This is a genomic window from Pseudomonas fluorescens HK44 (assembly GCF_000217955.3).
Taxonomy (GTDB): domain Bacteria; phylum Pseudomonadota; class Gammaproteobacteria; order Pseudomonadales; family Pseudomonadaceae; genus Aquipseudomonas; species Aquipseudomonas fluorescens_AQ.
This window is the reverse complement of record NZ_AFOY02000015.1, coordinates 1140823-1163831: the sequence shown is the minus strand read 5'-3', so window position 1 is coordinate 1163831 and position 23009 is coordinate 1140823. Positions and strand designations below refer to the sequence as shown.

Below are 23009 nucleotides of genomic sequence, written 5' to 3'. Positions count from 1 at the left end.
AAAGAATGTTAGTTTTTGCTCAGCTGCTGTGCGTTTTTAAACAGCGATTGATTCCCACGCATGCAAGGAAGGCTGATGTTCGACTGGAATGACCTGCGGTTTTTTCTCGAGTTGCAACGCGGCGGCCGCTTGCTGACCGCCGCCCGGCGTTTGAAAACCACCCACGCTACGGTGGCGCGGCACATCGAGGCGATTGAAGCGAGCCTCGGTACCGCGCTGTTTGTCCAGCAAGCCCAGGGCTACCAGCTGACCCCGGCTGGGGAGGCGCTGCTCAAACATGCTGAAGCCATGGAGAACGTCGCCTTGCTGGCACAGGAGGAGATCACCCAGTCCAGTGCGCCGCTGGGCAAGATTCGGGTCGGCGTGACCGAAGGTTTGGGGATCATGTTTCTCGCCAGTCGCATGCAGGGTTTGTTTGATCGTTATCCGGGGTTGGAAGTGGAGTTGGTGGCGGTGCCGCGTTTCGTCAGTATCCTCAACCGCGAAGCCGAGATCAGTATTCATCTGGAGCGCCCGGCGGCTGACATGCTGGTCACTCGCAAGCTCACTGATTACCGTTTGGCGCTTTATGCCAGTCAGTCCTACCTCGACCGTTCGCCGCCGTTGCGCAGCCGGGAAGATCTGGCTCGGCATGCGTGGATCGGTTATGTCGACGATCTGTTGTTCAGTCAGGAATTGATGTTTCTCAACAGTTTTTGCCGCAGCCCTCAGGTGGTGTTTCACAGCACCAGTGTGATTGCCCAGCAGCAGGCGGCGCGCTCGGGGTTGGGGATTGCGGTGTTGCCGTGTTACATGGCCAGCCATGATCCGGAGCTGGTGCCGTTGCTGCCGGCTGAAAGTATTCAGCGTAGTTACTGGATCAGTACTCGTCGTGAGTTGCACAAGTCGGTGCGCTTGCGGGTGTTGTGGGATTATGTGGTGGGGTTGTGTGATCGCGAGCAGGCGCTGCTGCTGGGCCTGAATCCCGACGCGTAGGAGCTGCCGCAGGCTGCGATCTTTTGATCCTGGCGGCCTGACAGCCGACCAATCTCTTGCAGGTGTACATATCCATTCCTGCGGTAACGGCCACTTAGGATTTCGCCTGACGGCGACTTACTTTTTTTACAAGCGCCTAAAAAAAGTAAGCAAAAAAACGCTCGCCCCAAGCGTCCGGCACCTCGCCTAGGCTCGGCGTCCCCTCGCTGCGGTGTCCATCAGGGGGCATCGCCTACGGTCTGCTGCGCGACGACCTCCTCTCGATGTGTCCGGCTGCGCCGTACGGCGCTGCGCGCCCACCCCCTGATGAACACCTCCACTCGGCCTCCCGACGGGGCGGGTGGATCAAGATCAACGGCGGCAGGCGAGCTAACGCTCGGCCTGTTGAGTGGTTGGGGGGGTATGCGCTGCTTTGCCTTTTGCCTTTTTTGTGGGAGCCGAGCTTGCTCGCGATGGCGATTTTACCGACGACATCGCTGGCAAGGGCTAGGCGCGCGCCTGCTCGGAGTTACGGGGCGATTTCGAACGCGGTGCTTCCCAGTCGCTCGCCATTGACCATGATGTGTACCGCATGCGTGCCCGCGTAATGTTTGCGGGTGGTCAGCTCGCGAATCTGCTGGGTGCGGCTGAGGGTTTGTCGGGCGTGGGCGGGCAGGGTGAGGCCCTTGAGTTTGAAGACTTTCGCCGAGGTTGCACCTGAAGCTTTGACGTAGTCGATGGCGTAATCGACCACCAGTTGTTGGTGGTCACTAGCGGTTGAATGAAGATCAAACGAGAGCTTTATGGTCTCGCCGAGACGGATCACCGCCGGTTCAACCTTGAGGTGATGGATCTGGACCTCGGGTTGACCGCCAGCGCCGATGATCGCCAGTGCCCGTTGGTTGCCCTGTTTGATCAGGCTGCGCAGTGCGTGTTTGGCGATCCACGCGGTATGCGGGTCTTCCAGCGACCAGCCTTCGATCAGGCTGAGCACCCACTCGGGGTGGTCTTTGGTGATGTCGTTGAGGTGATTGGCCACCGACTTGCGCACGTAAAGGCTGCTGTCAGCCTTGAGGTTATCGAGGATTGCTGCTGCCAGTGTCGGATCGGCTTGTACCGGTTCGAGGCGAAACGACCACGGCAGGCGCGGGCGACTGCCTTCGCTGGCCAGGCGGCGGACGTGTTCGTTGTCATCCAGCGACCAGTCGTGCATCAGTGCCAGTGAGCGTTCGAAGTCGCTGCGCAGGAAATGCCGGATCGCGAACTCCGAGGAACCGAACGTGGTGAAGTACTTGAGCGCGTCCATCGACAGCTCGAACGCGTGAGCACCATAAGTGGCGACATAGTGGGGCAGGAACATGCTGACGAATCCGCTGTTCAGGCGTGGTGCAAGCGGGCGCAGGATCTCCAGTGTCTGCTCATAGCTCAGCGGCAACACCGCGTGCAGGCATTCACCGACCCGTGCCATGCGCTGCATCACCGACAACTCGGCCAGGCCGTCATTGGCCAGTTTCAGGAACGCCTTGGCGTTGAACGCCGGGTACACCGCGCGCATTTCGGTGGCGATGTGTTGCAAGCGCTCGGCGTTGAAGATTTCCTTCAGGGCGGGGGAGGACTGCTCGGCGTTGCTCATTGTGGGAACCTTATGATCGTTCCCGCGCTCTGCGTGGGAATGCCGCCATGGACGCTCTGCGTCCGCCGTTTGATGTGATGCAGAGCGTCACGGGATGCATTCCCACGCGCAAGCATGGGGGCAATCAACACTGACATCCTTAATTTTTTACCGTCTCTTCCTCAATCCGATCCGCCTCGAACAACCGCGCCAGTTCGGCTCGGGCTTCCTGGGCGCTTTGCATGACTTTCGCGGCATCGTCATAGATCGCGTGCTGGGCTTCGAGCACTTGTTCGTCGTGATGCTTGAAACGCTCAATGCGGGCGTCGGCCTGGGTCTGGCTCAGGCCCAGGCCGAGCAGGGTCCGGCGACTCATTTCCAGGCTTGAATAATAGGTTTCGCGGATCGCCTCGGCGCCCAGGTCGACCAAGCGGTGCACGTGTTGACGGTTGCGCGCACGAGCGATGATTTTCATGTGCGGGTAGAGCTTGCGCACCAGTTCGGCGGTCTTGATGTTGGTGTCCGGGTCATCGGTGGCAATCACAAAGAATTCCGCCTGCCCGACCTTGGCCGCGTGGAGTATTTCCGGGCGCATCGGGTCGCCATAGAACACCGGCGCGCCGCCAAAACTGCGCGACAGCTCGATGGTTTCCACTGAGGTGTCGAGGGCGACGAACTGGATTTTTTGTGCCCGCAGAATCCGCGCCACGATCTGTCCCATACGGCCCATGCCAGCGATCACTACGCGGGGGGCGTCGGTGTCGATTTCACGCAGGTGCGGCGGCACGGCGACGGGCTGGACTTTCGATTTCACCAGTCGGCCGCACATCAGCAGCAACAGCGGGGTCACGGCCATCGACAGGGTGATGGTCAGCACCTGAAGGTCGTACATCCGTGGGTCGAACAGGCCTTGATCGCGGCCGATCTTGAACACCACGAATGCGAACTCACCACCCGCCGCCAGTACGATACCCAGGCGCAACGCACTCAGCCGGTTCAAACCTCCGGCCAGCCGTCCGACGACAAACAGCATCGGCAGCTTGAGCATGATCAGCAGCAGGGTCAGGCCCAGCACCGTTGCCGGGGCGCTGAACAGCAGGCTGATGTTGGCGCCCATGCCGACACTGATGAAAAACAGCCCGAGCAGCAGGCCCTTGAACGGTTCGATTTGCGCTTCCAGTTCATGGCGGTATTCCGAGTCGGCCAGCAGCAAACCGGCGAGGAATGCGCCCAGCGCCATCGACACGCCGACCAGGTCCATCAGCCACGCAGTGCCGATCACCACCAGCAGCGCGGTGGCGGTCGAGACTTCCGGCAGGCCGGTTTTGGCGACCACACGAAACACCGGCCGCAACAGGTAACGTCCACCGATCACCACCACCGCGATGCTGCCCAGCACGCGCAGCACATGGTTCAAGTCTTCAGCGGCGGACGTGGTGTGATCACCACCCGCGAGCAGCGGCACCATGGCGATCAACGGGATCGCGGCGATGTCCTGAAACAGCAGAATCGCAAACGCCAGCCGCCCGTGCGGGCTGGTCAGTTCCTTGCGCTCAGCCAGGCTTTGCAGGCCGAATGCGGTGGACGACAACGCCAATCCCAGGCCGAGCACGATCGCGCTGTTGAGTGCCTGGCCGAACACGTAGAACGCCAGCACGCCGATCACCGAACCGGTCAGCAGCACCTGCGCCAGACCGACGCCGAACACCGCTTTGCGCATCACCCACAGCCGTCGTGGCGACAACTCAAGGCCGATGATGAACAGCAGCAACACCACGCCGAGCTCGGAAATATGGCTGACGCTTTGCGGGTTGCCAATCAACCCCAGCACCGACGGCCCGATGATGACGCCGGCCAGCAGATAGCCCAACACCGCGCCCAGTTGCAGGCGTTTGGCCAAAGGCACGGTGAGCACCGCCGCGAACAGAAAGACTACAGCGGCTTGCAACAGGTTGCCTTCATGGGGCATGGCTGACTCCTGGGAAAACGTCGAACGACAAAAATTGCAGACAATCGTGGGTTGCAAAGGCGACAAGGATAAAGGCTGGGCCGGCGTCAGTCAGGCATGAGTGCCGTCTATTGCGGATTTTTGCGTTACATTTTGCATCAATTTGTTACATTCATAGGATAAGCTGATCAAATCGTTTGCCGCTGAGTGCGCTTCATGGCCATCAACTTCGACCTGAATGACTTGCAGGCTTTTCGCGCCGTGGTCGAGCAGGGCAGCTTTCGCAAGGCCGCCGACGCGGTGCGCATCTCCCAGCCGGCGCTGAGTCGACGGATTGAAAAGCTCGAAGACGCACTAGGCGTCAAACTCTTCGAGCGCACCACTCGCCGCGTTAGCCTGACCCAGGCAGGGCGCGCGTTTGCGCCCAGTGTCGACCGGTTGCTGGATGACCTGGATGTGGCGTTGCTGGGGATCAGCGACGTGGCGTCGACCCGTTTGGGTTATGTCACCGTGGCCTGCGTACCGTCGGCGGCCTATTACTTCATGCCGCGGGTAGTCGCCCAATACCATCAGCGTTTTCCACGAATCAAGGTCAAGGTGCTCGACTCCAGCGCCCATGACGTGTTGAGTGCGGTGGTCAATGGCGAAGCGGATTTCGGCTTGAGTTTCATGGGCACGCTGGAGGCTGATGTCGAGTTCGAACCGCTGGTGCAGGAGCGCTATGTGGTCGCTTGCCGACGTGATCACGCCTTGGCCAACCGCGCCGGCGTGAGCTGGAGCGAGCTGTACCAGCAGGATTACATCTCCCTCGACAAGACGTCGGGCAATCGCTTCCTGCTGGATCAGGCGTTGAGCGGGATTGTGCCGGCGCGTCAGAGTATCTGCGAAACCCGACACGTCACCACCATGATCGGTCTGGTTGAAGCCGGGCTGGGTATCGCTGCGGTGCCGTTGATGGCGATGCCCGGCAGTGACCACCCGATTCTGACTCACGTACCGCTGACTGATCCGCAAGTGATGCGCAGCGTCGGCCTGCTCAAGCGTCGGGGGCGGACGCTGACGCCGGCGGCGCTGGAGCTGGAACGGCTGATTATTGAAATGAAGGTCAAGCCGGCCTCAGCCTGGATCGGCTGAGGCCGGCGCCAGGCTTATCGGCTGACCGAGTCCAGGCCGGTCGCCACGACCTCTGGCTGGGCGGCCGGGGAGGCGAGGTAGTCGAGCAAGGCTTTGGCCTGCATCGGATGTTGCGCACCCACCGGAATGCCAGCGGCGAAGCGTGTCACTGACTGCACCGATTCCGGAAGCTTGCCGACGAAGGTCACGCCGGGCACCGGGAGCAATTCACTGACTTGTTGGAAACCCAGTTGGTAGTCGCCCGTGGCAACCACCGAAGCCACCGGAATTTTCGGAACCATGGTCGATTTGGCTTTGAGCTGCGGCTCGATGCCCAGGCGCTTGAACAGCTGATCCTCGATGTACACGCCGCTGGCGCTGTCGGAATAGGCCACGGATTTGGCATTGAGCAATGTCGCTTTCAACCCCTCGACCGAGCTGATATCCGGCTTCACCGCACCCTCGTGCACCACCAGGCCAATCCTCGAATCGGCCAGTTCAACCCGTGACCCGGGCAAGATCTTGCCTTGCTTGATCAGCTCATCCAGGGCGTAGCCGACCATGATCACCACGTCGGCGTGCTCGCCACGGGCCAGCCGGTTGGGGATCGCTTCAGGCGCCTTGCCCATCGACGGACCGAGCGCTGTGTCGAGGGTGTTGCCGGTGGCGGCGGCGAACGTTGGACCGAGCACTTTATAGGCGGCGGTGAAGCCACCGGAGGTCATCACGCGTAGCTCTTCAGCCTGGGCAATGCTGCTCAGACCCAGGGCGCCGATCAGGGTCAGCGCCGCGAGGTTCAGTAAATTCTTCATCGATACCTCTCTGTCGGGGGGCTTATTGCACGGCGGCTTGTAGACGGCCGGTCGAGCGCCGGTACAGGTACAGCGTTGCGCACAACGCACACAGCGCGGCGAAACTCATCCAGTAACCGGGGGCGGCCTTGTCGCCGGAGTACTGAATCAGGAAGGTCGAAATCGCTGGGGTGAAGCCGCCGAATACTGCAGTCGCCAGGCTGTAGGCCAGGGAGAAACCGGCCACGCGGACTTCCACCGGCATGATTTCAGTCAGCGCTGCAACCATGGCGCCGTTGTACAAACCGTAGATAAACGACAGCCACAGCAACACCAGCAGCATGTTGATGAAGCTCGGCGCCTGGACCAGATACGACAATGCCGGGTAGGCCGTGGCCAAGGTCAGCAGGGTCATCGCCACCAGCACCGGACGCCGACCGATGCGGTCCGACAGTGCGCCGCCCAATGGCAGCCAGCAGAAGTTCGACACGCCGACCAGCAAGGTCACCAGCAACGCATCGGCGGTGCTCAGGTGCAACACGGTTTTACCGAAGGTCGGCGCGTACACGGTAATCAGGTAAAACGCGGTGGTGGTCAGCGCCACCATCAGCATCCCGGCGATTACGATCTGCCAGTTTTGCAGCAAGGTGCCGAACACCTGACGCATGCTTGGGCGGTGGCGGCGGGCGGTGAACTCTGCGGTTTCTTCAAGGTTGCGCCGCAGCAGGAAGATGAACGGCACGATCATGCAACCGACAAAAAACGGAATGCGCCAGCCCCAGTCGGCAATCACTGTCGCCGGCATCCATTGGTTCAGCGCATAGCCCAGCGCGGCAGCAATGACGATCGCCACTTGCTGGCTGGCCGACTGCCAACTGGTGAAAAAGCCCTTGCGGCCCGGCGTGGCGATTTCCGCCAGGTACACCGACACGCCGCCCAGTTCCGCGCCTGCGGAGAAGCCTTGAAGCAGGCGCCCGATCAACACCAGCGCCGGAGCGAACAGACCGATGGTCTCGTAGCCGGGCACCAGCACAATCAGAATCGTGCCGCTGGCCATGATCGACAGGGTGACGATCAAGCCTTTGCGGCGGCCGACATCATCGATGTACGCACCGAGAATCACCGCGCCCAACGGGCGCATCAAGAACCCCGCGCCAAACACTGCGAAGGTCATCATCAGCGAGGCGAATTCGCTGCTGGCAGGGAAGAACGCCGCCGCAATATAGGTGGCGTAGAAACCGAAGAGGAAGAAGTCGAACTGTTCCAGGAAGTTGCCCGAGGTGACCCGGAAAATTGCACTGGCCTTGCTGCGAGCGGATGTCGCTGGCGGATGGGTTGTAGCCTGCATGTTGTGTCTCCCGCGCTTTTATGACATGCGCAACGTGGCGCATGGATCTTATTGAGGCGGGATACTGGGGCAGGTCGATCGATATGATAAGTGCATATTTAGCATCTATTGATGCGTGTGGATTATCACTGCGGTGAGGTCAATCGCAGAATCATCGCTACAGTGAGGTGTGAGCGTTTCGAATGAGCGGACGCAATCGCGGTCCCAGAGCAGGTGCCACACATTCACAGGAGCAATACCGATGCTGCATCAAAGGAAACTGACGGCCATGGCGTTGTTTGTGAGTCTTGTCGTTGTCTGCCCGATGGTCCTGGCCGCCGATACCCTGCAAACCATCGTCCGGTCGGCGCCAATCAACGCCCGCAACCTGCACGTCGGCGACCAGGCGCCGGACGTCTACACACGCAGCGAAAAAACCCTGGTCGACTGGAAAAGACGCGGTTTGAACACCCCGCAAAGCCAGAGCCAGTGGGTGCAAATCAACGACAAATACATGCTGGTGCATACCGGCAACGGGAAGATTCTGGCGGTCATGCCGATCGAGCGCTAAAGCGATGTCGTTTGCTTGCCCATCCGGTACTGGTTGTTGCCGCTGCGCTTGGCTTCATACATCGCGAGGTCGGCAATGTGAATCAAGGTGTCCATGCTCGGCGCGTGGTCCGGGAAAACCGCGACGCCAAGACTGGTGCCGATGTGCCATTGGTGTTTGCCGAAGTTGATCGGGGGCGAGAGTTCGATAAAGATTTTCTGGCAAATGCCGCGTGCTTCTTCTGAGAGGCTTTTGCCTTGGGGCAGACCTTCGAGGATGACCACAAACTCGTCGCCACCGATCCGTGCAACCGTGTCGCAGGCGCGGAGGACATTTTTCAGGCGGCTGGCAATGGTGATCAGGACCCGGTCGCCAGCGGCGTGGCCGTAGTCGTCGTTGATGACCTTGAACCCGTTCAGGTCGATAAACACCAGCATCACCCGCGTGGTACTGAGTCGTGCTTGCTCCAGTGCGCTGGCCAGGCGTTTCTCCAGGACCAGACGGTTGGGTAAACCCGTCAGCGAGTCATAGTGAGCCAGTTGTTGCAACTGACTGGCCGACGCTCTTTCCTCGGTGATGTCACGGACCACACCCATCATTTTGATCGTTGACCGGTCGTGATTTTTCACCACGTTGCCGGTTTCGCGCAGCCAGTGAATGCTGCCGTCTGGCCAGATCACTCGGTACTCTTCGTCGTGATTTTCACCGGTTTCCAGGCAACGCAATTCACCGGCACGTACCTGCTCCCGGTCGTCGGGGTGTACACAGGAACAAAACAGCGCATAAGTGGGCGTCACTTCGCCAACCTTAAACCCGAACATGCCATAGATGGCGTCCGACCAGTAAAGCGTCTCGGTATCGACATCCCAATCCCAGGTGCCGATGCGGGCGAAGTACTGGCTGCGTTTGAAACGTTCGACATCCTCTGGTGCAGCGCCCTGGATGAGGCCTGCCGGCAGACCGTCGATCAAGGCACGACATTCGGCCAATTGTTTTCGCAATGCTCGCTCACGACGCAACATCACGCAAATCAGGGTAACAATGAGCAGTGCGGCGCCGAGGCCGAGCCAGATCAGGGTCATTGAAAGGATGCCGTCATGGCTTGTTGAATCCGTGCAGATAGTGGCGGATAGCTATTTTAATTCAGACCTTTGATGAGACTACAGGTTTTTACAGAAAGCGCGGGTGTGTTTTCAGTGAATGAGAAGGTTGCCAAGTGGCCGGCTTTCTGGGAAAACCCTGCCCTTGAAGCCCGGCAGGGCCAGCGAACAGACGAGAGCAGTAATGAACGAAGAATTGCAGGTCATCGACCTTGAAGTGGGCGACGGCAAAGCCGCTGTTAAGGGTGCCTTGATTACCACCCAGTACCGCGGTTTTCTGGAGGACGGTACGTCGTTCGATTCTTCCTGGGAGCGCGGCAAACCCTTCCAATGCGTGATCGGCACCGGCCGAGTGATCAAGGGCTGGGATCAGGGCCTGATGGGCATGAAGGTCGGCGGCAAGCGCAAGTTGCTGGTGCCGGCGCACCTGGCGTATGGCGAGCGCTCGATGGGCGCCATCCCGCCTAATTCCAATCTGGTTTTCGAGATTGAATTGCTCGAAGTGCTCACGCGCGACGACTGATCGCTGTTACGCCTCGAACCCTGGCAACTGGCCGATTCGCTCGCAGAGAAACTCTGTGAGCAACCGCGCGCGCAACGGTCGGTAGCGGCGTTCCGGGTAGAGCAGGAACGCTTCATTGTCCGGCCCGTTCCACTGCGGCAGCACGCGTTACCAGATCGCCGTTTTCCAGCAAGTCGCTGACCAGCCAGGCCGGCGTGATGCAGAGTCCTGTGCCGAGCAGCAGGCCGTCGCGGATCGCAGCAGCGAGGCCTTCGATGCTTCGACCACATCATGCGCGACCCACAGCACCCGACACGTTTTCTGCCGGCGTACGACTCCGGCGATCACCTGCACCGGGGGATCTTGGGAATCGGGCGATGGCCGAGGCAGTTGATCCGAGCGCATTGTTCTAGTGCCGTTTTGCGGCGTGTCCGATGACCATTGGGTGAATGCAGAGTTGCCAATATTGACGTGATCGACGACTATCCTTTTCATGGATAGGTATAGGGGGTATGGGTATGTCGCACATTCACGAACACAAAGACGATTTGCTGAAGCGGGTTCGTCGGATTGCCGGCCAGGTTCAAGCCGTCGAGCGGGCATTGGAGTCGGAGGCTGACTGCGCCAAGACCCTGCATTTGGTTGCGGCGATCCGTGGCGCGGTCAACGGTCTTCTGGATCAGTTCATCGAAGCTCATGCGCGTGAACACGTGGCCAGCCCGGAGCTCAGCGACCAAGAACGCGCCGAAGGCCTTGAAGACTTGCTGCAAGCCATTCGTCGTTACTCAAATTGAAGGTCATGCAACCATGAGCAGTTCACCTCAGGTTTCACGTTATTCCCACGATCACATGTTCCTGGGGGCCACCCACGATGAGAACGCCAGACGCACGCTGTGGGTCGTTGCGCTGACGTTCGTCATGATGGTTGGCGAGATCGCTGCCGGTTATATCACCGGGTCCATGGCACTGTTGGCGGACGGTTTCCATATGGCCACCCATGTCGGTGCGCTGGGTATTACCGCAATCGCCTACGGGTTTGCCAGACGAAACGCCGGTAATGCGCGCTACAGTTTTGGTACGGGCAAAGTAGGGGATCTGGCGGGTTTCGCCTCGGCCATGGTGCTGGGGCTGGTCTCGATCGTCATTGCTGCAGAGTCCATCATGCGGCTGTTTCAACCGACTACGGTGGCCTTCACCGAAGCGACGCTGATCGCCGTGGTGGGCCTGGCCGTGAACATCGCCAGCGCGCTTTTACTGGCCGGCAACTCTGGGCATCATGACCACGGTCACGGTCACGGTCACGGTCACGGTCATGATCATGGTCATCATCACGACAACAATCTGCGTTCGGCCTATGTCCATGTGCTGGCCGATGCGATGACTTCCGTGCTGGCAATCGCTGCGTTGTTGGCCGGTCGCTATCTGGGCTGGGTCTGGCTGGACCCGGTGATGGGTATCGTCGGTGCAATCGTGATCGCCAATTGGGCCTATGGCTTGATGCGAGACAGCGCCGCAGTGCTGCTGGACACGACCGATGAACACGTTGCCGCCGAGGTTCGTGAACTGCTTGAGTCGACAGGCGATGTCAGCATCACCGACCTGCATGTCTGGCGCGTAGGCCCACAGGCCCGGGCAGCGATTGTCAGCGTCGTGACTTCGGCAGCCGTCACGGCCGATGCCATCCGCGAACGGTTGGCCCCGGTCCATGAACTGTCACACCTGACGGTTGAATATCGCAACGCTTGAGGACACCGCTACGGGCATTTGCCTGGCAGTACGTCAGGTAAATAGCTCGATGTCTTCAAGGGTGTCCGAAATGACAGGTTCAAGAGAGGGGAATCGCGCCTTTGCACGCTCAAAGGCTGCGAGTACCTTCTCTATCTCCAGTTGACCGTGCCGGCGTGCCACATGACCAAGGGCTGTGATGGCCGCAGATGCAACATTTTCATTCTCACTGTTCAGATAGTGCAGGCAAGTGTTCTGAGCCCACGCTCCATCTGTCTCGTTAAGACCGATGGAGATCAGGGCGGCGATGACATCCGTTTCCTTTCCTTCAGCAAGAAGAGTGCTCGCTTTGTCATGGTTCATCGATGGATCTTGATAGAGCAGGCTCACTTTTTAACTCCCTGAATGTTGCCTTTGTTGTCGACCGTTCCGGCTTTGATCAGAGCATTTTTCATGTCCTGGTGGAGTTTATCCCACGACCTTACGTGACCGTGATAGACGTCTCCTCCTGTTCGGTCGAAGACCACAAACTCCTTGGTGCCCGGATCAACGCCAATTCGGCGTGGTGATGTCGGTTTTACCTGCACAGAATTGTCTAGCGCTTCCTGCCCATTGACCGGCCCTTTGCTCTTTACCGGGTTGTCCGTTTTCCCGTGGTAATTAGCCGCGTCGAACTCCATGTTCATGACGATATAAAGCGATTGAATACCGGAATCCGCCGGGAAAACAAGAATGAAGTCTTTGTATTCAGGCGGATAAACAGGGTTCACGATGATGTTGTCGGCCGCCTGCGTAGCCGGGTAAATCCAGATTTGTGGAGCTTGCGGTGCTCCCTCCAGTGCAGGGATTGTCAAGGTATTGTCCGGAGTGACCGCCGGTGTCCAGGTCAAGGTAATGCCATCACCCAAATCGGCCACTTGCCGGGAGCCTTGGGCCCTAAACGTGACAACAGGGATGAGCTCCCATTCACGGCGACTCTGGGTGTTGTAGCCGTAACCTTTTAGGGTTCCGTCGGCGTTTTCTTCGACACGCAATCGAACACGCGTACGGGCTTGTTTGAGTGTTCTGAGTTGCTCTTCCGTGTATAGAGCGCTGTCACCCAGGCTTGATGGAACCAGCATCGCGATCAGACCGAGAAGCGCCCCTGTAACAACGCCAGCACTCGTCACGCTGCCCACGCTAATTGCCGAAGTTGCCGGGCCGGTTGCGCCTGCTGAGGCGATAGCTGCTGCGCCTAACGTCAAAGAGCCAATGTTGGCGGGCACAGTTCCACTGATTTTCTTGAGTGGTACTTGGCCATGTTCGTCCACGTCCCGGCCGCCAAGCAGAACGTAATGACCATAATCTTTCAGGCTGGTAACAGGCACGAATCCGGTCGGGTTGTCGTGATTTATGATTCCATCCGGCAAGTTGCAGGATTTTGCGAACACACAGCCAACGCGTGGTTGTACCTGCTTCTTGTTTTGTTCCCTAAAACTCCTTTCGATGTTTTGTTGTCTGGCGAGCATGTCTTCATATGCCTGCTGTCGAGACTCACGCTCTGCAAGCTCGGTTGGTGTCATGTATCTAGAGGTGCGGTGATGACCGTCACCCGACGGAGGGTTCCAGACTTTTGGTATGTCCTTATTACGAGCCATGCGCGTCCTTGTTTCGCACTGTTAAGTGCGACGAGACGCTATCTCAAGCAGAGGGTCATGGCTGTAGGACGGGTCTGAAAACGCTGCTCATTTAGGCACAGTGCCAATGCTGGATGGCTTTTTCGCCGTGCCAGAGTGGACTTGGCACGCCGTTGTGCGCCAGGTTCGCTATCGACTGGCCGAGGCCATCAGCACGCCGAAGCCGGCGAACGTAACGCCTGACACCTTCGCCGCCAGCCAGGAACCTTTTTGGCTCGACAGCCAGCCTTTGGCCGCGTTGGCGAGCAGGGCATAGCTGCCGTGGATCAGGATCACCAGCACGCTGTAAGAGCTGACCAGGGTAAAAAACTGGCTGTAGTAGTGCGTCGAGGTGTCGATGAATTGCGGGAACACCGCGAGAAAGAAGAACACCGCTTTTGGGTTCAACAGCTGGAGCGATGCCGCTTCGACGAAGCGATAGCCAGGACCCGACGAGTTCACTTCACGTTCAGGGATGAAACGATCAGTGCGCCAGCTTTTGTAACCCAGGTACAAGAGGTACGCGGCACCGGCATACTTCAGCACGGTGAACGCGCTCGCGGAGGTCGCGAGTATCAGGCCCACGCTGGTCGCGCTGATCCCGGCGACGACAAACGCCCCCAGGGCGATGCCCAGGATACCCGGCAGCGCGCCGGTCCAGCCATGGCGCAGGGCATTGGTAAGCGTGAGCACCACGCCGGGCCCAGGACTCAGAATGGTCAGGGCGGCGAACAGTAAAAACAATCCGTAGCTATTCATCTCTCACTCCATCAGGTGGCATCGGCTGTGTGCCCGCAGATTGGCGTGACGAGGAAGGCGTGACAAACGCTTTAATTGCACGGCATATGTGACTAAATTAGACGCATGATTAATCAACTCCCTCCCTTGAACGCGGTTCGCGCCTTTGCCGCTGCCGCTCGTCATCAGAGCTTCAGCCTCGCGGCCGAGGAACTGCATGTCAGCCACAGTGCGGTCAGCCGTCACATCAAACGGCTTGAGGAGCACCTGGGCGTGCTGCTGTTCGAGCGGCGCATCCGGCAATCGGTGCTGACCCCGGCGGGACAGAGCTTCTATGAACAGGTCAGCGCGGGCCTGTCACAGATTGCCAACGCTGCCGCGGCGCTCAAGCAACACGCCTCGCTGCGCACCGTGAAGATCAACGTTCGTCCGACCTTTGCCCAGCGCTGGCTGACGCCCAGGCTGGCGGATTTCGTGGCGCTGCACCCGGAGATCAAACCCGAGGTGGTCACGTCCACGCTGGCGCCCGATCATGCACGAGACGGGTTCGACGTTGTTATTCGACGGGGTCGCGACGGCTGGGCGCCGGATATTCACGCTCAGGTACTGTTTGAAGACGAATTGCTGCTGGTCGCGGCGCCTGCGCTGATCAAGCGTCTGCCGCTCGACGACTTGAGCGCCCTCAGCCAACATACCTTGCTGACCGCCAAGACCCGCCGTGAGGACTGGCACAACTGGGCCCTGCTGTTCGGCGAAACGCAGTCAGCGACTCAGATGACGCTGCAGTTCGATCACATGCAACCAGTACTTGAGGCCGCTGTGGAAGGACAGGGCATTGCTTTGTGTCCGGCCTCCTTGCTGGGCAGCGACTTGGCGAACGGCCGCCTGATTTGCCCATTGCCCGACCTGCGCATGCCGTTACCGCGTTATTACTACGGTGTTGCGCCGGACGTGACAGAGCAGACCCAGGTGTTTCTGGAATGGTTGTTTGCCAGGCTCGATGTAGATGCCAACCAATAAAAAGCCCACCCACCGCGTGAGCGATGGGTGGGCTTTTCAGTGCCACAAGCGCTGGATCAGACCTTGACGATCCAGCCCTCTGGCGCTTCGATGTCGCCGGTCTGCACACCGGTCAGCTCTTTGTAGAGCTTCTGGGTGACCGGGCCGACTTCGGTTTCGCTGTGGAACACGTGCAGTTTGCCGTTGTACTCGATGCCGCCGATTGGCGTGATCACCGCAGCAGTACCGCAGGCGCCGGCTTCCTTGAAGTCGCTGATCTTGTCGATGAACACGTCACCTTCAATGACTTCCATACCCAGACGCGATTTTGCCAGCTCGATCAACGACAGGCGGGTGATGCCTGGCAACACCGAAGGGGACTTCGGCGTGACGAAGGTGTTGTCCTGGGTGATACCAAAGAAGTTGGCCGAGCCGACTTCTTCGATTTTCGTGTGGGTCATCGGGTCCAGGTAGATGCAGTCGGCGAAGTGCGCTTTCTTGGCCTGGGAGCCAGGCATCAGGCTGGCGGCGTAGTTGCCGCCGACCTTGGCAGCGCCGGTGCCTTGTGGGGCCGCGCGGTCGTAGCTGGAGATCAGGAAGTTGTGCGGGGTCAGGCCACCCTTGAAATAGGCGCCAACCGGGATGCAGAAGATCGAGAAGATGAACTCCGGAGCGGTACGCACGCCGATGTTATCACCCACGCCGATCACGAACGGACGCAGGTACAGCGCGCCGCCAGTGCCGTACGGTGGGATGAAACGCTCGTTGGCACGAACCACGGCCTTGCAGGCCTCGACGAATTGTTCGGTGTCTACCTGTGGCATCAGCAGGCGAGCGCAGCTGCGCTGCATGCGCAGGGCGTTCTGGTCCGGGCGGAACAGGTTGATCGAACCATCCTTGCAGCGGTAGGCCTTCAGGCCCTCGAAGCATTGCTGGCCATAGTGAAGGGCAGTGGAACCTTCGCTGATGTGCAGCACGTTATCGGAGGTTAAGGTGCCTTTGTCCCAGGCGCCATCGCGCCAGTGCGACAAATAGCGCTTGTCTGTCTTGATGTAGTCAAAACCCAGCTTGTCCCAATTGATGCTTTCGTTACCCATGACACCCTCTATCACTTAACAATCGCCTGAATGGTTCAAGGCTTCTGACGTTTTTCTGGATGGGGACAACAATACTTCATTCCGGACCGAAATCGCAGCCCGGACTATCGGGTGATTGGCAGATTTCTTAGCCTGCTCATGAAACTTGCCGCCGATCCTTCATTATTCGAAACCCTGTGGCGAGGGAGCTTGCTCCCGTTCCAGTGCGCAGCACTGGTAAAACCGGACACTGCGGTGTATCAGGCAGATCGCAGTGACGCGATTGGGGCCGCTTCGCAGCCCAGCGGGAGCAAGCTCCCTCGCCACAGTTGAGCGGTTACAAATGCAACGCGTGCCCCAATGCTCGTAACGCCGCTTCCTGCACCGCTTCACCCAACGTCGGGTGGGCGTGGATGGTGCCGGCGATGTCTTCCAGGCGTGCGCCCATTTCCAGCGACTGGCCGAATGCCGTCGACAATTCGGACACGCCAACACCGACAGCTTGCCAGCCGACAATCAGATGATTATCACGTCGCGCGACCACCCGTACGAAACCGTTTTTCGATTCCAGGGTCATCGCCCGGCCGTTGGCGGCGAACGGGAAGTTCGACACGATGCAATCCAGGCCAGCGGCCCTGGCTTCGTCCGGGGTCTTGCCGACTACCACCAGTTCCGGGTCGGTAAAGCACACGGCGGCGATGGCGGTGGGGTTGAACTCGCGGTGTTTGCCCGAGATCAGCTCCGCGACCATTTCACCCTGCGCCATGGCGCGGTGGGCGAGCATCGGCTCGCCGCTCAGGTCGCCGATGGCCCAGACGTTACGCATGCTGGTCGCACAGCGGTTGTCGATCTTGATCGCCGAGCCGTTCATGTCCAGGTTCAACGCTTCAAGGTTCCAGCCCTGGGTGTTGGGTTTACGCCCGACCGCCACCAGCACCTGATCGGTGGCCAGGTTCAGGGTTTCACCGTTCGGGTCGCGCACTTGCAAGGTATAGGCTTGTGAATCAAAGCCTTCGACGCTGTGCTTCAAGTAAAGCTTCACGCCAAGTTGTTTGAGTGCTTCGTTGACCGGTTGGGTCAGTTCGGCGTCGTAGGCCGGCAGAATGCGATCCTGCGCCTCGACCACGCTGACCTCGGCCCCGAGCTTGCGGTAGGCAATGCCCAGCTCAAGCCCGATGTAGCCGCCACCCACCACGATCAACCGTTTCGGTACGCTTTTCGGCGCCAGGGCTTCGGTGGAAGAAATGATCGGCCCGCCAATCGGCAGCATCGGCAAGTTGACGCTTGTCGAACCGGTGGCCAGCAGCAGGTGCTCGCACTGGATGCGGGTGTCGCCAACTTCGACGGTTTTACCGTCGATAACCTTGGCCCAGCCTTGAATGACCTGGACTTTGTGCTTTTTCAGCAGCGCCGCGACGCCGGTGGTCAGGCGATCAACGATACCGTCCTTCCACTCGACGCTTTTGCCGATGTCCAGCGTCGGCGCCGAGACGTTGATCCCGAGGGCCGAATGCTGGCTGTGGTGCTGAGTCTGATGGAACTGCTCGGCCACATGGATCAGCGCTTTCGACGGAATGCAGCCGATGTTCAGGCAGGTGCCGCCGAGCGCCTGGCCTTCGACCAGAATGGTGCTGATGCCCAACTGGCCCGCGCGGATCGCCGCCACGTAACCGCCGGGGCCGCCGCCGATGATCAGCAGCGTGGTGTTCAGAGTCTGTTGCATGCCTTACTCCACAAATGCCTATTCAACGAACAGCGTCGCGGGTTGTTCGAGCAAGCCGCGAATGGCCTGGATGAATTGCGCTGCGTCCATGCCATCGACCACCCGGTGATCGAAGGAGCTGGAGAGGTTCATCATCTTGCGGATCACGATCTGGCCTTTGATCACCATTGGCCGCTCGACGATCTTGTTGACGCCGACGATCGCCACTTCCGGCAGGTTCAGCACCGGGGTGCTGACGATGCCGCCCAAGGCGCCGAGGCTGGTCAGGGTGATGGTCGAGCCGGACAGTTCATCGCGGCTGGCTTTGCCATTGCGTGCAGCGGTGGCCAGGCGGGAGATCTCTGCGGCGCTGTCCCACAGGCTGCGAGCCTCGGCGTGACGCACCACCGGCACCATCAAGCCAATGTCGCTTTGGGTCGCGACGCCGACATGCACTGCGCCGAGGCGGGTGATGACCTGAGCTTCGTCGTCGTAACGGGCGTTGATCTGCGGGAAGTCGCGCAGGGCGACGACCATGGCGCGGACCAGGAACGGCAGCAGCGTCAGCTTGCCGCGAGTCGCGCCGTGCTTTTCATTCAGATGGGCACGCAGTTCTTCTACTGCAGTGACGTCGATTTCTTCGACGTAGCTGAAGTGAGCTGCACGCTGGGTGGCATCCTGCATGCGCTGGGCGATTTTGCGACGCATGCCGATCACCGGGATCTGCTGTTCGTCGTTGCGTTCGGCGTAAGCGGCCACCGTGCTCGATGCGTTCGACTGACCTTGCGCCAGATAGGCGTCGAGGTCTTCGTGCAGAATCCGTCCGGCAGGGCCGGTGCCACGGACCAGGCGCAGCTGGATACCGAGGTCCAGCGCATGTTTACGTACAGCAGGGGAGGCCAGCGGACGTTCATCCGCTTCACGCGCGACCATCGGGCCTTGGCAAACGGCAGCCGGACGCTGAGTTGCAGCCGGTTTGCTTGCAACAACGGTTTCAACTTTTGCTGGCGCTACCGGCGCTTCTTTCACGGCAGCAACGGGTTCAGCCGACTCTTTAACGTTGCCCGCGCCTTCGACTTCAATGCTGATCAACACACTGCCGACTGCCATGACTTCGCCCGGCTGACCGCCGAGGGCGATCACCTTGCCATGCACCGGAGACGGAATGTCGACCATCGCCTTGTCGGTCATTACATCAGCCAGCACCTGATCTTCGACGACCATGTCGCCGACTTTAACGTGCCACACCGACAGCTCAACTTCTGCAATGCCTTCGCCAATGTCCGGCATTTTAATAACGTGCGTGCCCATTCAGACCTCCATGACCCGTTTCAACGCCGCGCCCACACGGGACGGGCCAGGGAAATACGCCCACTCTTGTGCATGCGGGTAGGGGGTGTCCCAACCGGTCACACGCTCGATCGGCGCTTCCAGGTGGTGGAAGCAATGTTCCTGAACCAGCGCGACCAGTTCTGCGCCAAAGCCGCAGGTGCGGGTAGCTTCGTGGACGACCACGCAACGGCCGGTTTTCTTCACCGACTTGACGATGGTTTCCAGGTCCAGCGGCCACAGGCTGCGCAGGTCGATGACTTCGGCGTCGATGCCGGTCTCGATAGCGGCCACTTGCGAGACATACACGGTGGTGCCGTAAGTCAGGATGGTCACGTCCTTGCCCGGACGGGTGATGGCCGCGAGGTCCAGTGGAACGGTGTAGTAGCCGTCCGGCACTTGCGCGGCCGGGTGTTTCGACCACGGGGTTACCGGGCGGTCGTGATGGCCGTCGAACGGGCCGTTGTACAGGCGCTTTGGCTCAAGGAAGATCACCGGGTCATCGTTCTCGATGGAGGCGATCAACAGGCCTTTGGCGTCATAAGGGTTGGACGGCATAACCGTGCGCAAACCGCAGACCTGGGTGAACATCGCTTCGATGCTCTGGCTGTGGGTCTGGCCGCCATAGATGCCGCCGCCGCAAGGCATGCGCAGGGTCATCGGGGCGGTGAACTCGCCGGCCGAGCGATAGCGCAGGCGTGCCGCTTCGGAAATGATCTGGTCCGACGCCGGGTAGACGTAATCGGCGAACTGGATCTCGGCCACTGGCCGCAAACCGTAAGCGCCCATGCCGACCGCGACGCCGACGATGCCACTTTCGGAGATCGGCGCATCGAACACCCGCGAGGTGCCGTATTTGCTTTGCAGGCCTTCGGTGCAACGGAATACGCCGCCGAAGTACCCCACGTCCTGGCCGAACACCACGACGTTGTCATCACGCTCGAGCATCACGTCCATGGCCGAGCGCAGGGCCTGGATCATGGTCATGGTGGTTGTGGTCATGGCGGTTTCCAGCTCGATATTATTGTTGTGATCGTTCATGTCAGATCCCCAACTCTTGACGCTGGCGCTTCAAGTGCTCCGGCATCTCTTTATAGACGTCTTCGAACATGGTCGCAGCGCTCGGAATCTGGCCACCGGCCAGGGTGCCGTACTGTTCGGCTTCTTTTTGCGCGGCGATGATTTCGGCTTCCAGTTCAGCACTGACACTGACGTGCTCCTCTTCGGACCACTGGCCGATGCGGATCAGATGCTGCTTGAGGCGCGCAATCGGATCGCCCAACGGGAAGTGGCTCCAGTCGTCGGCAGGGCGGTATTTGGAAGGATCATCGGACGTCGAGTGCGGGCCGGCGCGGTAGGTGACCCATTCGATCATGGTCGGGCCAAGGTTGCGGCGGGCGCGTTCGGCGGCCCAGGCAGAGGCGGCGTACACCGCGACAAAATCGTTGCCATCGACCCGCAGGGAGGCGATGCCGCAGCCGACGCCGCGACCGGCGAATGTGGTGGCTTCACCGCCAGCAATCGCCTGGAACGTCGAGATCGCCCACTGGTTGTTGACCACGTTGAGGATCACTGGCGCACGGTAAACGTGAGCGAAGGTGAGGGCGGTGTGGAAGTCGGATTCGGCGGTGGCGCCGTCGCCGATCCAGGCCGAGGCGATCTTGGTATCGCCCTTGATCGCCGACGCCATGCCCCAGCCCACGCCTTGCACGAACTGAGTCGCAAGGTTGCCGGAGATGGTGAAGAAGCCGGCGTCTTTAACGGAGTACATGATCGGCAACTGACGGCCCTTGAGCGGATCGCGCTCGTTGGACAGCAGTTGGCAGATCAGGTCCACCAGCGGCACTTCGCGAGCCATCAGAATGCTTTGCTGACGGTAGGTGGGGAAGCACATGTCGTCGATGTTCAGGGCCAGGGCCTGGGCGCTGCCGATGGCTTCTTCGCCAAGGCTCTGCATGTAGAACGACATCTTTTTCTGACGTTGGGCGACCACCATGCGGTTGTCGAAAATCCGCGTCTTGAGCATGGCGCGCATGCCTTTACGCAGAATCTCCACGGGCACGCCTTCCGCCCACGGACCGAGGGCATTGCCCTGATCGTCGAGCACGCGAATCAGGCCCTTGGCCAGATCGGCAGTGTCGGCAGGTTCTACGTCGATTGGGGGTTTACGCACCGTACCGGCATCGGTCAGGCGCAGGTAGGAGAAGTCGGTTTTGCAGCCGGGGCGGCCCGAGGGTTCGGGAACGTGCAGGCGCAGGGGTTCGTACGCTTGATTCATGGCTTTCTACGCTCGATCTTGTGAATTTCTTGTAGTGAGCTGACCGTCATCCTTCGGGTAGAAGAAATCTTGTCCTACAACAATCATAGGCCGGGGCAAGAAGAATATTTATCTCTGTTTCGTTGCAGTTGAAGCCATTTGAGGATAAAAAATCTGCATAAACATAAAAAACAGGTTGTTTTGTCTCATGCGCAAACTGGACCGTACCGACATCGGCATTCTCAACAGTCTTCAGGAGAACGCCCGTATCACCAACGCCGACCTCGCACGCTCGGTGAATCTGTCACCGACACCGTGCTTCAATCGGGTCAAGGCCATGGAAGAATTGGGGCTGATTCGCGAGCAAGTCACGCTGCTGGATGCCGATCTGCTGGGGCTGCACGTCAACGTGTTCATTCACGTCAGCCTGGAGAAACAGGTGGAGGAGGCGCTGGCGCAATTCGAGGCAGCCATCGCCAACCGTCCGGAGGTGATGGAGTGTTACCTGATGGCCGGTGACCCGGACTATCTGATCCGCGTACTGGTGCCGACCATTCAGTCGCTGGAGCGCTTCATGATGGATTTTCTGACCAAAGTCCCGGGCGTCGCCAACATCCGCTCAAGTTTTGCGCTCAAGCAAGTACGCTACAAAACCGCACTGCCGCTACCGGCCAATGGCCTGACCCTGGCCAACTGAGTCCTTCCCCCCCACACACCCGTAGCAGCTGCTACGGGAGTAATGTGCGGAGTCAGTAATGTGTTGGGGTCAGAACTGGTTTATGGGGATTTTCAGGTAAACCACGCCATTGTCTTCCGCCGGCGGCAGGTTGCCGGCCCGCACATTCACCTGAATCGCCGGCAGCATCAGCGTCGGCATGCACAAGCCCTCATCGCGCCGGGTGCGCATTTCGACGAACGCCGTTTCGTCGATGCCGTCATGCACATGAATATTATTTTTGCGTTGCTCGCCGACGGTGGTCATGCACTGGGAAGTGCGGCCGGCTGGCGGGTAGTCGTGGCAGACGTAGAGACGGGTGTCAGCGGGGAGCGCCAGCAACCTGTGTATCGAGGCGAATAGTTGATTGGCGTTGCCACCGGGGAAGTCACAGCGGGCGGTGCCGACGTCGGGCATGAACAGCGTGTCGCCTACAAGAATCAATTCATCGTCGATCAGGTAGGCCATGTCTGCCGGAGTGTGTCCTGGGACATGCAGCGCCTTGGCCTTGAGGTTGCCGATGGCAAATTCCTCGTCCGGCGCAAACAAGTGGTCGAACTGCGAACCGTCGCTGCGGAATGCCGGCTCAAGGTTGAACAGGCTCTTGAAGACGTCCTGCACCTGGCTGATGGCCTGGCCGATGGCGATCTTGCCGCCCAACTCTCGGCGCAGGTAAGGCGCGGCGGACAGGTGGTCGGCGTGGGCGTGGGTTTCCAGCAGCCATTGGGTTTGCAACTGGTGCTCGCGCACGAAAGCAATCACCCGGTCAGCCTGGGTGGTGGCGGTTCGTCCGGACGCCGGGTGGTAATCGAGCACCGAATCGACAATGGCGCACGGGCCGCCGTCGTGTTCATAGATCACATAGGTGTAGGTCTTTGATGCGTCGTCAAGGAAGGCTTGGATCAACGCTGGCATG

The 23009-nt window shown here is 59.8% G+C and carries 22 protein-coding genes and 1 pseudogene; 8 read left to right on the top strand and 15 right to left on the bottom strand.

The annotated features are described in order from the left end of the window. The first annotated feature begins 75 nt into the window (after positions 1–75). Entirely contained in the window at positions 76–975 is a 900-nt protein-coding gene (locus HK44_RS18070) for a LysR family transcriptional regulator (RefSeq protein WP_019690077.1), read from the top strand. Between the two features lie 508 nt (positions 976–1483). Here HK44_RS18070 and HK44_RS18065 read toward each other — a convergent pair. Together HK44_RS18065 and HK44_RS18060 are read right to left on the bottom strand one after the other, a co-directional pair. Continuing rightward, the gene (locus tag HK44_RS18065) at positions 1484–2587 is read right to left on the bottom strand and encodes a DNA alkylation repair protein (RefSeq protein ID WP_019690078.1); all 1104 of its coding nucleotides are present in this window, start codon (positions 2585–2587) and stop codon (positions 1484–1486) included. 139 nt (positions 2588–2726) lie between these two features. Then, on the bottom strand, positions 2727–4535 hold the full coding sequence (locus tag HK44_RS18060; RefSeq protein WP_019690079.1) for a monovalent cation:proton antiporter-2 (CPA2) family protein: 1809 nt from the start codon (positions 4533–4535) through the stop codon (positions 2727–2729). A gap of 195 nt (positions 4536–4730) precedes the next feature. Here HK44_RS18060 and HK44_RS18055 point away from each other — a divergent pair, with 195 nt between their 5' ends. Further along, positions 4731–5648 carry a LysR family transcriptional regulator gene (locus HK44_RS18055; protein ID WP_019690081.1) on the top strand — a complete coding sequence of 306 codons (918 nt, stop codon included), beginning with the start codon at positions 4731–4733 and terminating at the stop codon, positions 5646–5648. A 14-nt stretch (positions 5649–5662) separates the two neighbouring features. Here HK44_RS18055 and HK44_RS18050 read toward each other — a convergent pair whose 3' ends face one another. Both HK44_RS18050 and HK44_RS18045 read right to left on the bottom strand, forming a co-directional pair. Next, positions 5663–6439 carry a substrate-binding domain-containing protein gene (locus tag HK44_RS18050; RefSeq protein ID WP_019690082.1) on the bottom strand — a complete coding sequence of 259 codons (777 nt, stop codon included), beginning with the start codon at positions 6437–6439 and terminating at the stop codon, positions 5663–5665. 22 nt (positions 6440–6461) lie between these two features. After that, positions 6462–7766 carry an MFS transporter gene (locus HK44_RS18045; RefSeq protein WP_019690083.1) on the bottom strand — a complete coding sequence of 435 codons (1305 nt, stop codon included), beginning with the start codon at positions 7764–7766 and terminating at the stop codon, positions 6462–6464. Positions 7767–8007: 241 nt separating this feature from the next. Here HK44_RS18045 and HK44_RS18040 point away from each other — a divergent pair, with 241 nt between their 5' ends. After that, on the top strand, positions 8008–8316 hold the full coding sequence (locus HK44_RS18040; RefSeq protein ID WP_019690084.1) for an RcnB family protein: 309 nt from the start codon (positions 8008–8010) through the stop codon (positions 8314–8316). Here HK44_RS18040 and HK44_RS18035 read toward each other — a convergent pair. Beyond that, a complete protein-coding gene (locus tag HK44_RS18035) occupies positions 8313–9317 on the bottom strand; it encodes a diguanylate cyclase domain-containing protein (protein WP_431357336.1) in 1005 nt (334 codons plus the stop codon). The two genes, HK44_RS18040 and HK44_RS18035, sit on opposite strands and share 4 nt — an antisense overlap. Positions 9318–9579: 262 nt before the next feature. Here HK44_RS18035 and HK44_RS18030 point away from each other — a divergent pair, with 262 nt between their 5' ends. Next, positions 9580–9918, top strand: a complete 339-nt coding sequence (locus tag HK44_RS18030; protein ID WP_019690086.1) for an FKBP-type peptidyl-prolyl cis-trans isomerase — start codon at positions 9580–9582, stop codon at positions 9916–9918. A gap of 6 nt (positions 9919–9924) precedes the next feature. Here HK44_RS18030 and HK44_RS30590 read toward each other — a convergent pair. Continuing rightward, positions 9925–10159 (bottom strand): annotated as a pseudogene (locus tag HK44_RS30590) (LysR substrate-binding domain-containing protein); the annotation flags it as partial. Between the two features lie 256 nt (positions 10160–10415). Here HK44_RS30590 and HK44_RS18025 point away from each other — a divergent pair. Both HK44_RS18025 and dmeF read left to right on the top strand, forming a co-directional pair. Further along, positions 10416–10691 carry a metal/formaldehyde-sensitive transcriptional repressor gene (locus HK44_RS18025; RefSeq protein WP_024265044.1) on the top strand — a complete coding sequence of 92 codons (276 nt, stop codon included), beginning with the start codon at positions 10416–10418 and terminating at the stop codon, positions 10689–10691. Between the two features lie 13 nt (positions 10692–10704). Further along, entirely contained in the window at positions 10705–11643 is a 939-nt protein-coding gene (gene dmeF, locus HK44_RS18020) for a CDF family Co(II)/Ni(II) efflux transporter DmeF (RefSeq protein ID WP_019690089.1), read from the top strand. 33 nt (positions 11644–11676) lie between these two features. Here dmeF and HK44_RS18015 read toward each other — a convergent pair whose 3' ends face one another. The 3 genes from HK44_RS18015 to HK44_RS18005 all read right to left on the bottom strand — a co-directional run bounded on the left by HK44_RS18015 (position 11677) and on the right by HK44_RS18005 (position 14036). Beyond that, positions 11677–12012, bottom strand: coding sequence for a hypothetical protein (locus HK44_RS18015; protein WP_024265043.1), 336 nt, complete (start codon positions 12010–12012; stop codon positions 11677–11679). Continuing rightward, a complete protein-coding gene (locus HK44_RS18010; RefSeq protein WP_019690091.1) occupies positions 12009–13259 on the bottom strand; it encodes an S-type pyocin domain-containing protein in 1251 nt (416 codons plus the stop codon). The genes HK44_RS18015 and HK44_RS18010 overlap by 4 nt, the downstream gene beginning before the upstream one ends. Positions 13260–13427: 168 nt before the next feature. After that, positions 13428–14036, bottom strand: coding sequence for a LysE family translocator (locus HK44_RS18005; protein WP_019690092.1), 609 nt, complete (start codon positions 14034–14036; stop codon positions 13428–13430). Between the two features lie 105 nt (positions 14037–14141). Here HK44_RS18005 and HK44_RS18000 point away from each other — a divergent pair, with 105 nt between their 5' ends. Next, the gene (locus HK44_RS18000; RefSeq protein ID WP_019690093.1) at positions 14142–15035 is read left to right on the top strand and encodes a LysR substrate-binding domain-containing protein; all 894 of its coding nucleotides are present in this window, start codon (positions 14142–14144) and stop codon (positions 15033–15035) included. Positions 15036–15091: 56 nt separating this feature from the next. Here the strand turns inward: HK44_RS18000 and HK44_RS17995 are convergent, their stop codons facing one another. The 5 genes from HK44_RS17995 to HK44_RS17975 all read right to left on the bottom strand — a co-directional run bounded on the left by HK44_RS17995 (position 15092) and on the right by HK44_RS17975 (position 21399). After that, complete coding sequence (locus HK44_RS17995) at positions 15092–16111, bottom strand: branched-chain amino acid aminotransferase (protein WP_019690094.1); 1020 nt, start codon at positions 16109–16111, stop codon at positions 15092–15094. Between the two features lie 316 nt (positions 16112–16427). Continuing rightward, positions 16428–17813: a dihydrolipoyl dehydrogenase gene (gene lpdA, locus HK44_RS17990; RefSeq protein ID WP_019690095.1), complete on the bottom strand. Its 1386-nt coding sequence runs from the start codon at positions 17811–17813 to the stop codon at positions 16428–16430. Between the two features lie 18 nt (positions 17814–17831). After that, entirely contained in the window at positions 17832–19103 is a 1272-nt protein-coding gene (locus HK44_RS17985; protein WP_019690096.1) for a dihydrolipoamide acetyltransferase family protein, read from the bottom strand. Then, positions 19104–20162 carry an alpha-ketoacid dehydrogenase subunit beta gene (locus HK44_RS17980; protein ID WP_019690097.1) on the bottom strand — a complete coding sequence of 353 codons (1059 nt, stop codon included), beginning with the start codon at positions 20160–20162 and terminating at the stop codon, positions 19104–19106. Position 20163: 1 nt separating this feature from the next. Beyond that, entirely contained in the window at positions 20164–21399 is a 1236-nt protein-coding gene (locus HK44_RS17975; RefSeq protein WP_019690098.1) for a 3-methyl-2-oxobutanoate dehydrogenase (2-methylpropanoyl-transferring) subunit alpha, read from the bottom strand. Positions 21400–21586: 187 nt separating this feature from the next. Between HK44_RS17975 and bkdR the strand changes: the two genes are divergently transcribed. After that, positions 21587–22075, top strand: a complete 489-nt coding sequence (gene bkdR / locus HK44_RS17970; RefSeq protein WP_019690099.1) for a Bkd operon transcriptional regulator BkdR — start codon at positions 21587–21589, stop codon at positions 22073–22075. A 69-nt stretch (positions 22076–22144) separates the two neighbouring features. On the opposite strand, the gene HK44_RS17965 is transcribed toward bkdR, so the two are convergent. Further along, positions 22145–23008: an MBL fold metallo-hydrolase gene (locus tag HK44_RS17965; RefSeq protein WP_019690100.1), complete on the bottom strand. Its 864-nt coding sequence runs from the start codon at positions 23006–23008 to the stop codon at positions 22145–22147. Position 23009: the final 1 nt, after the last annotated feature.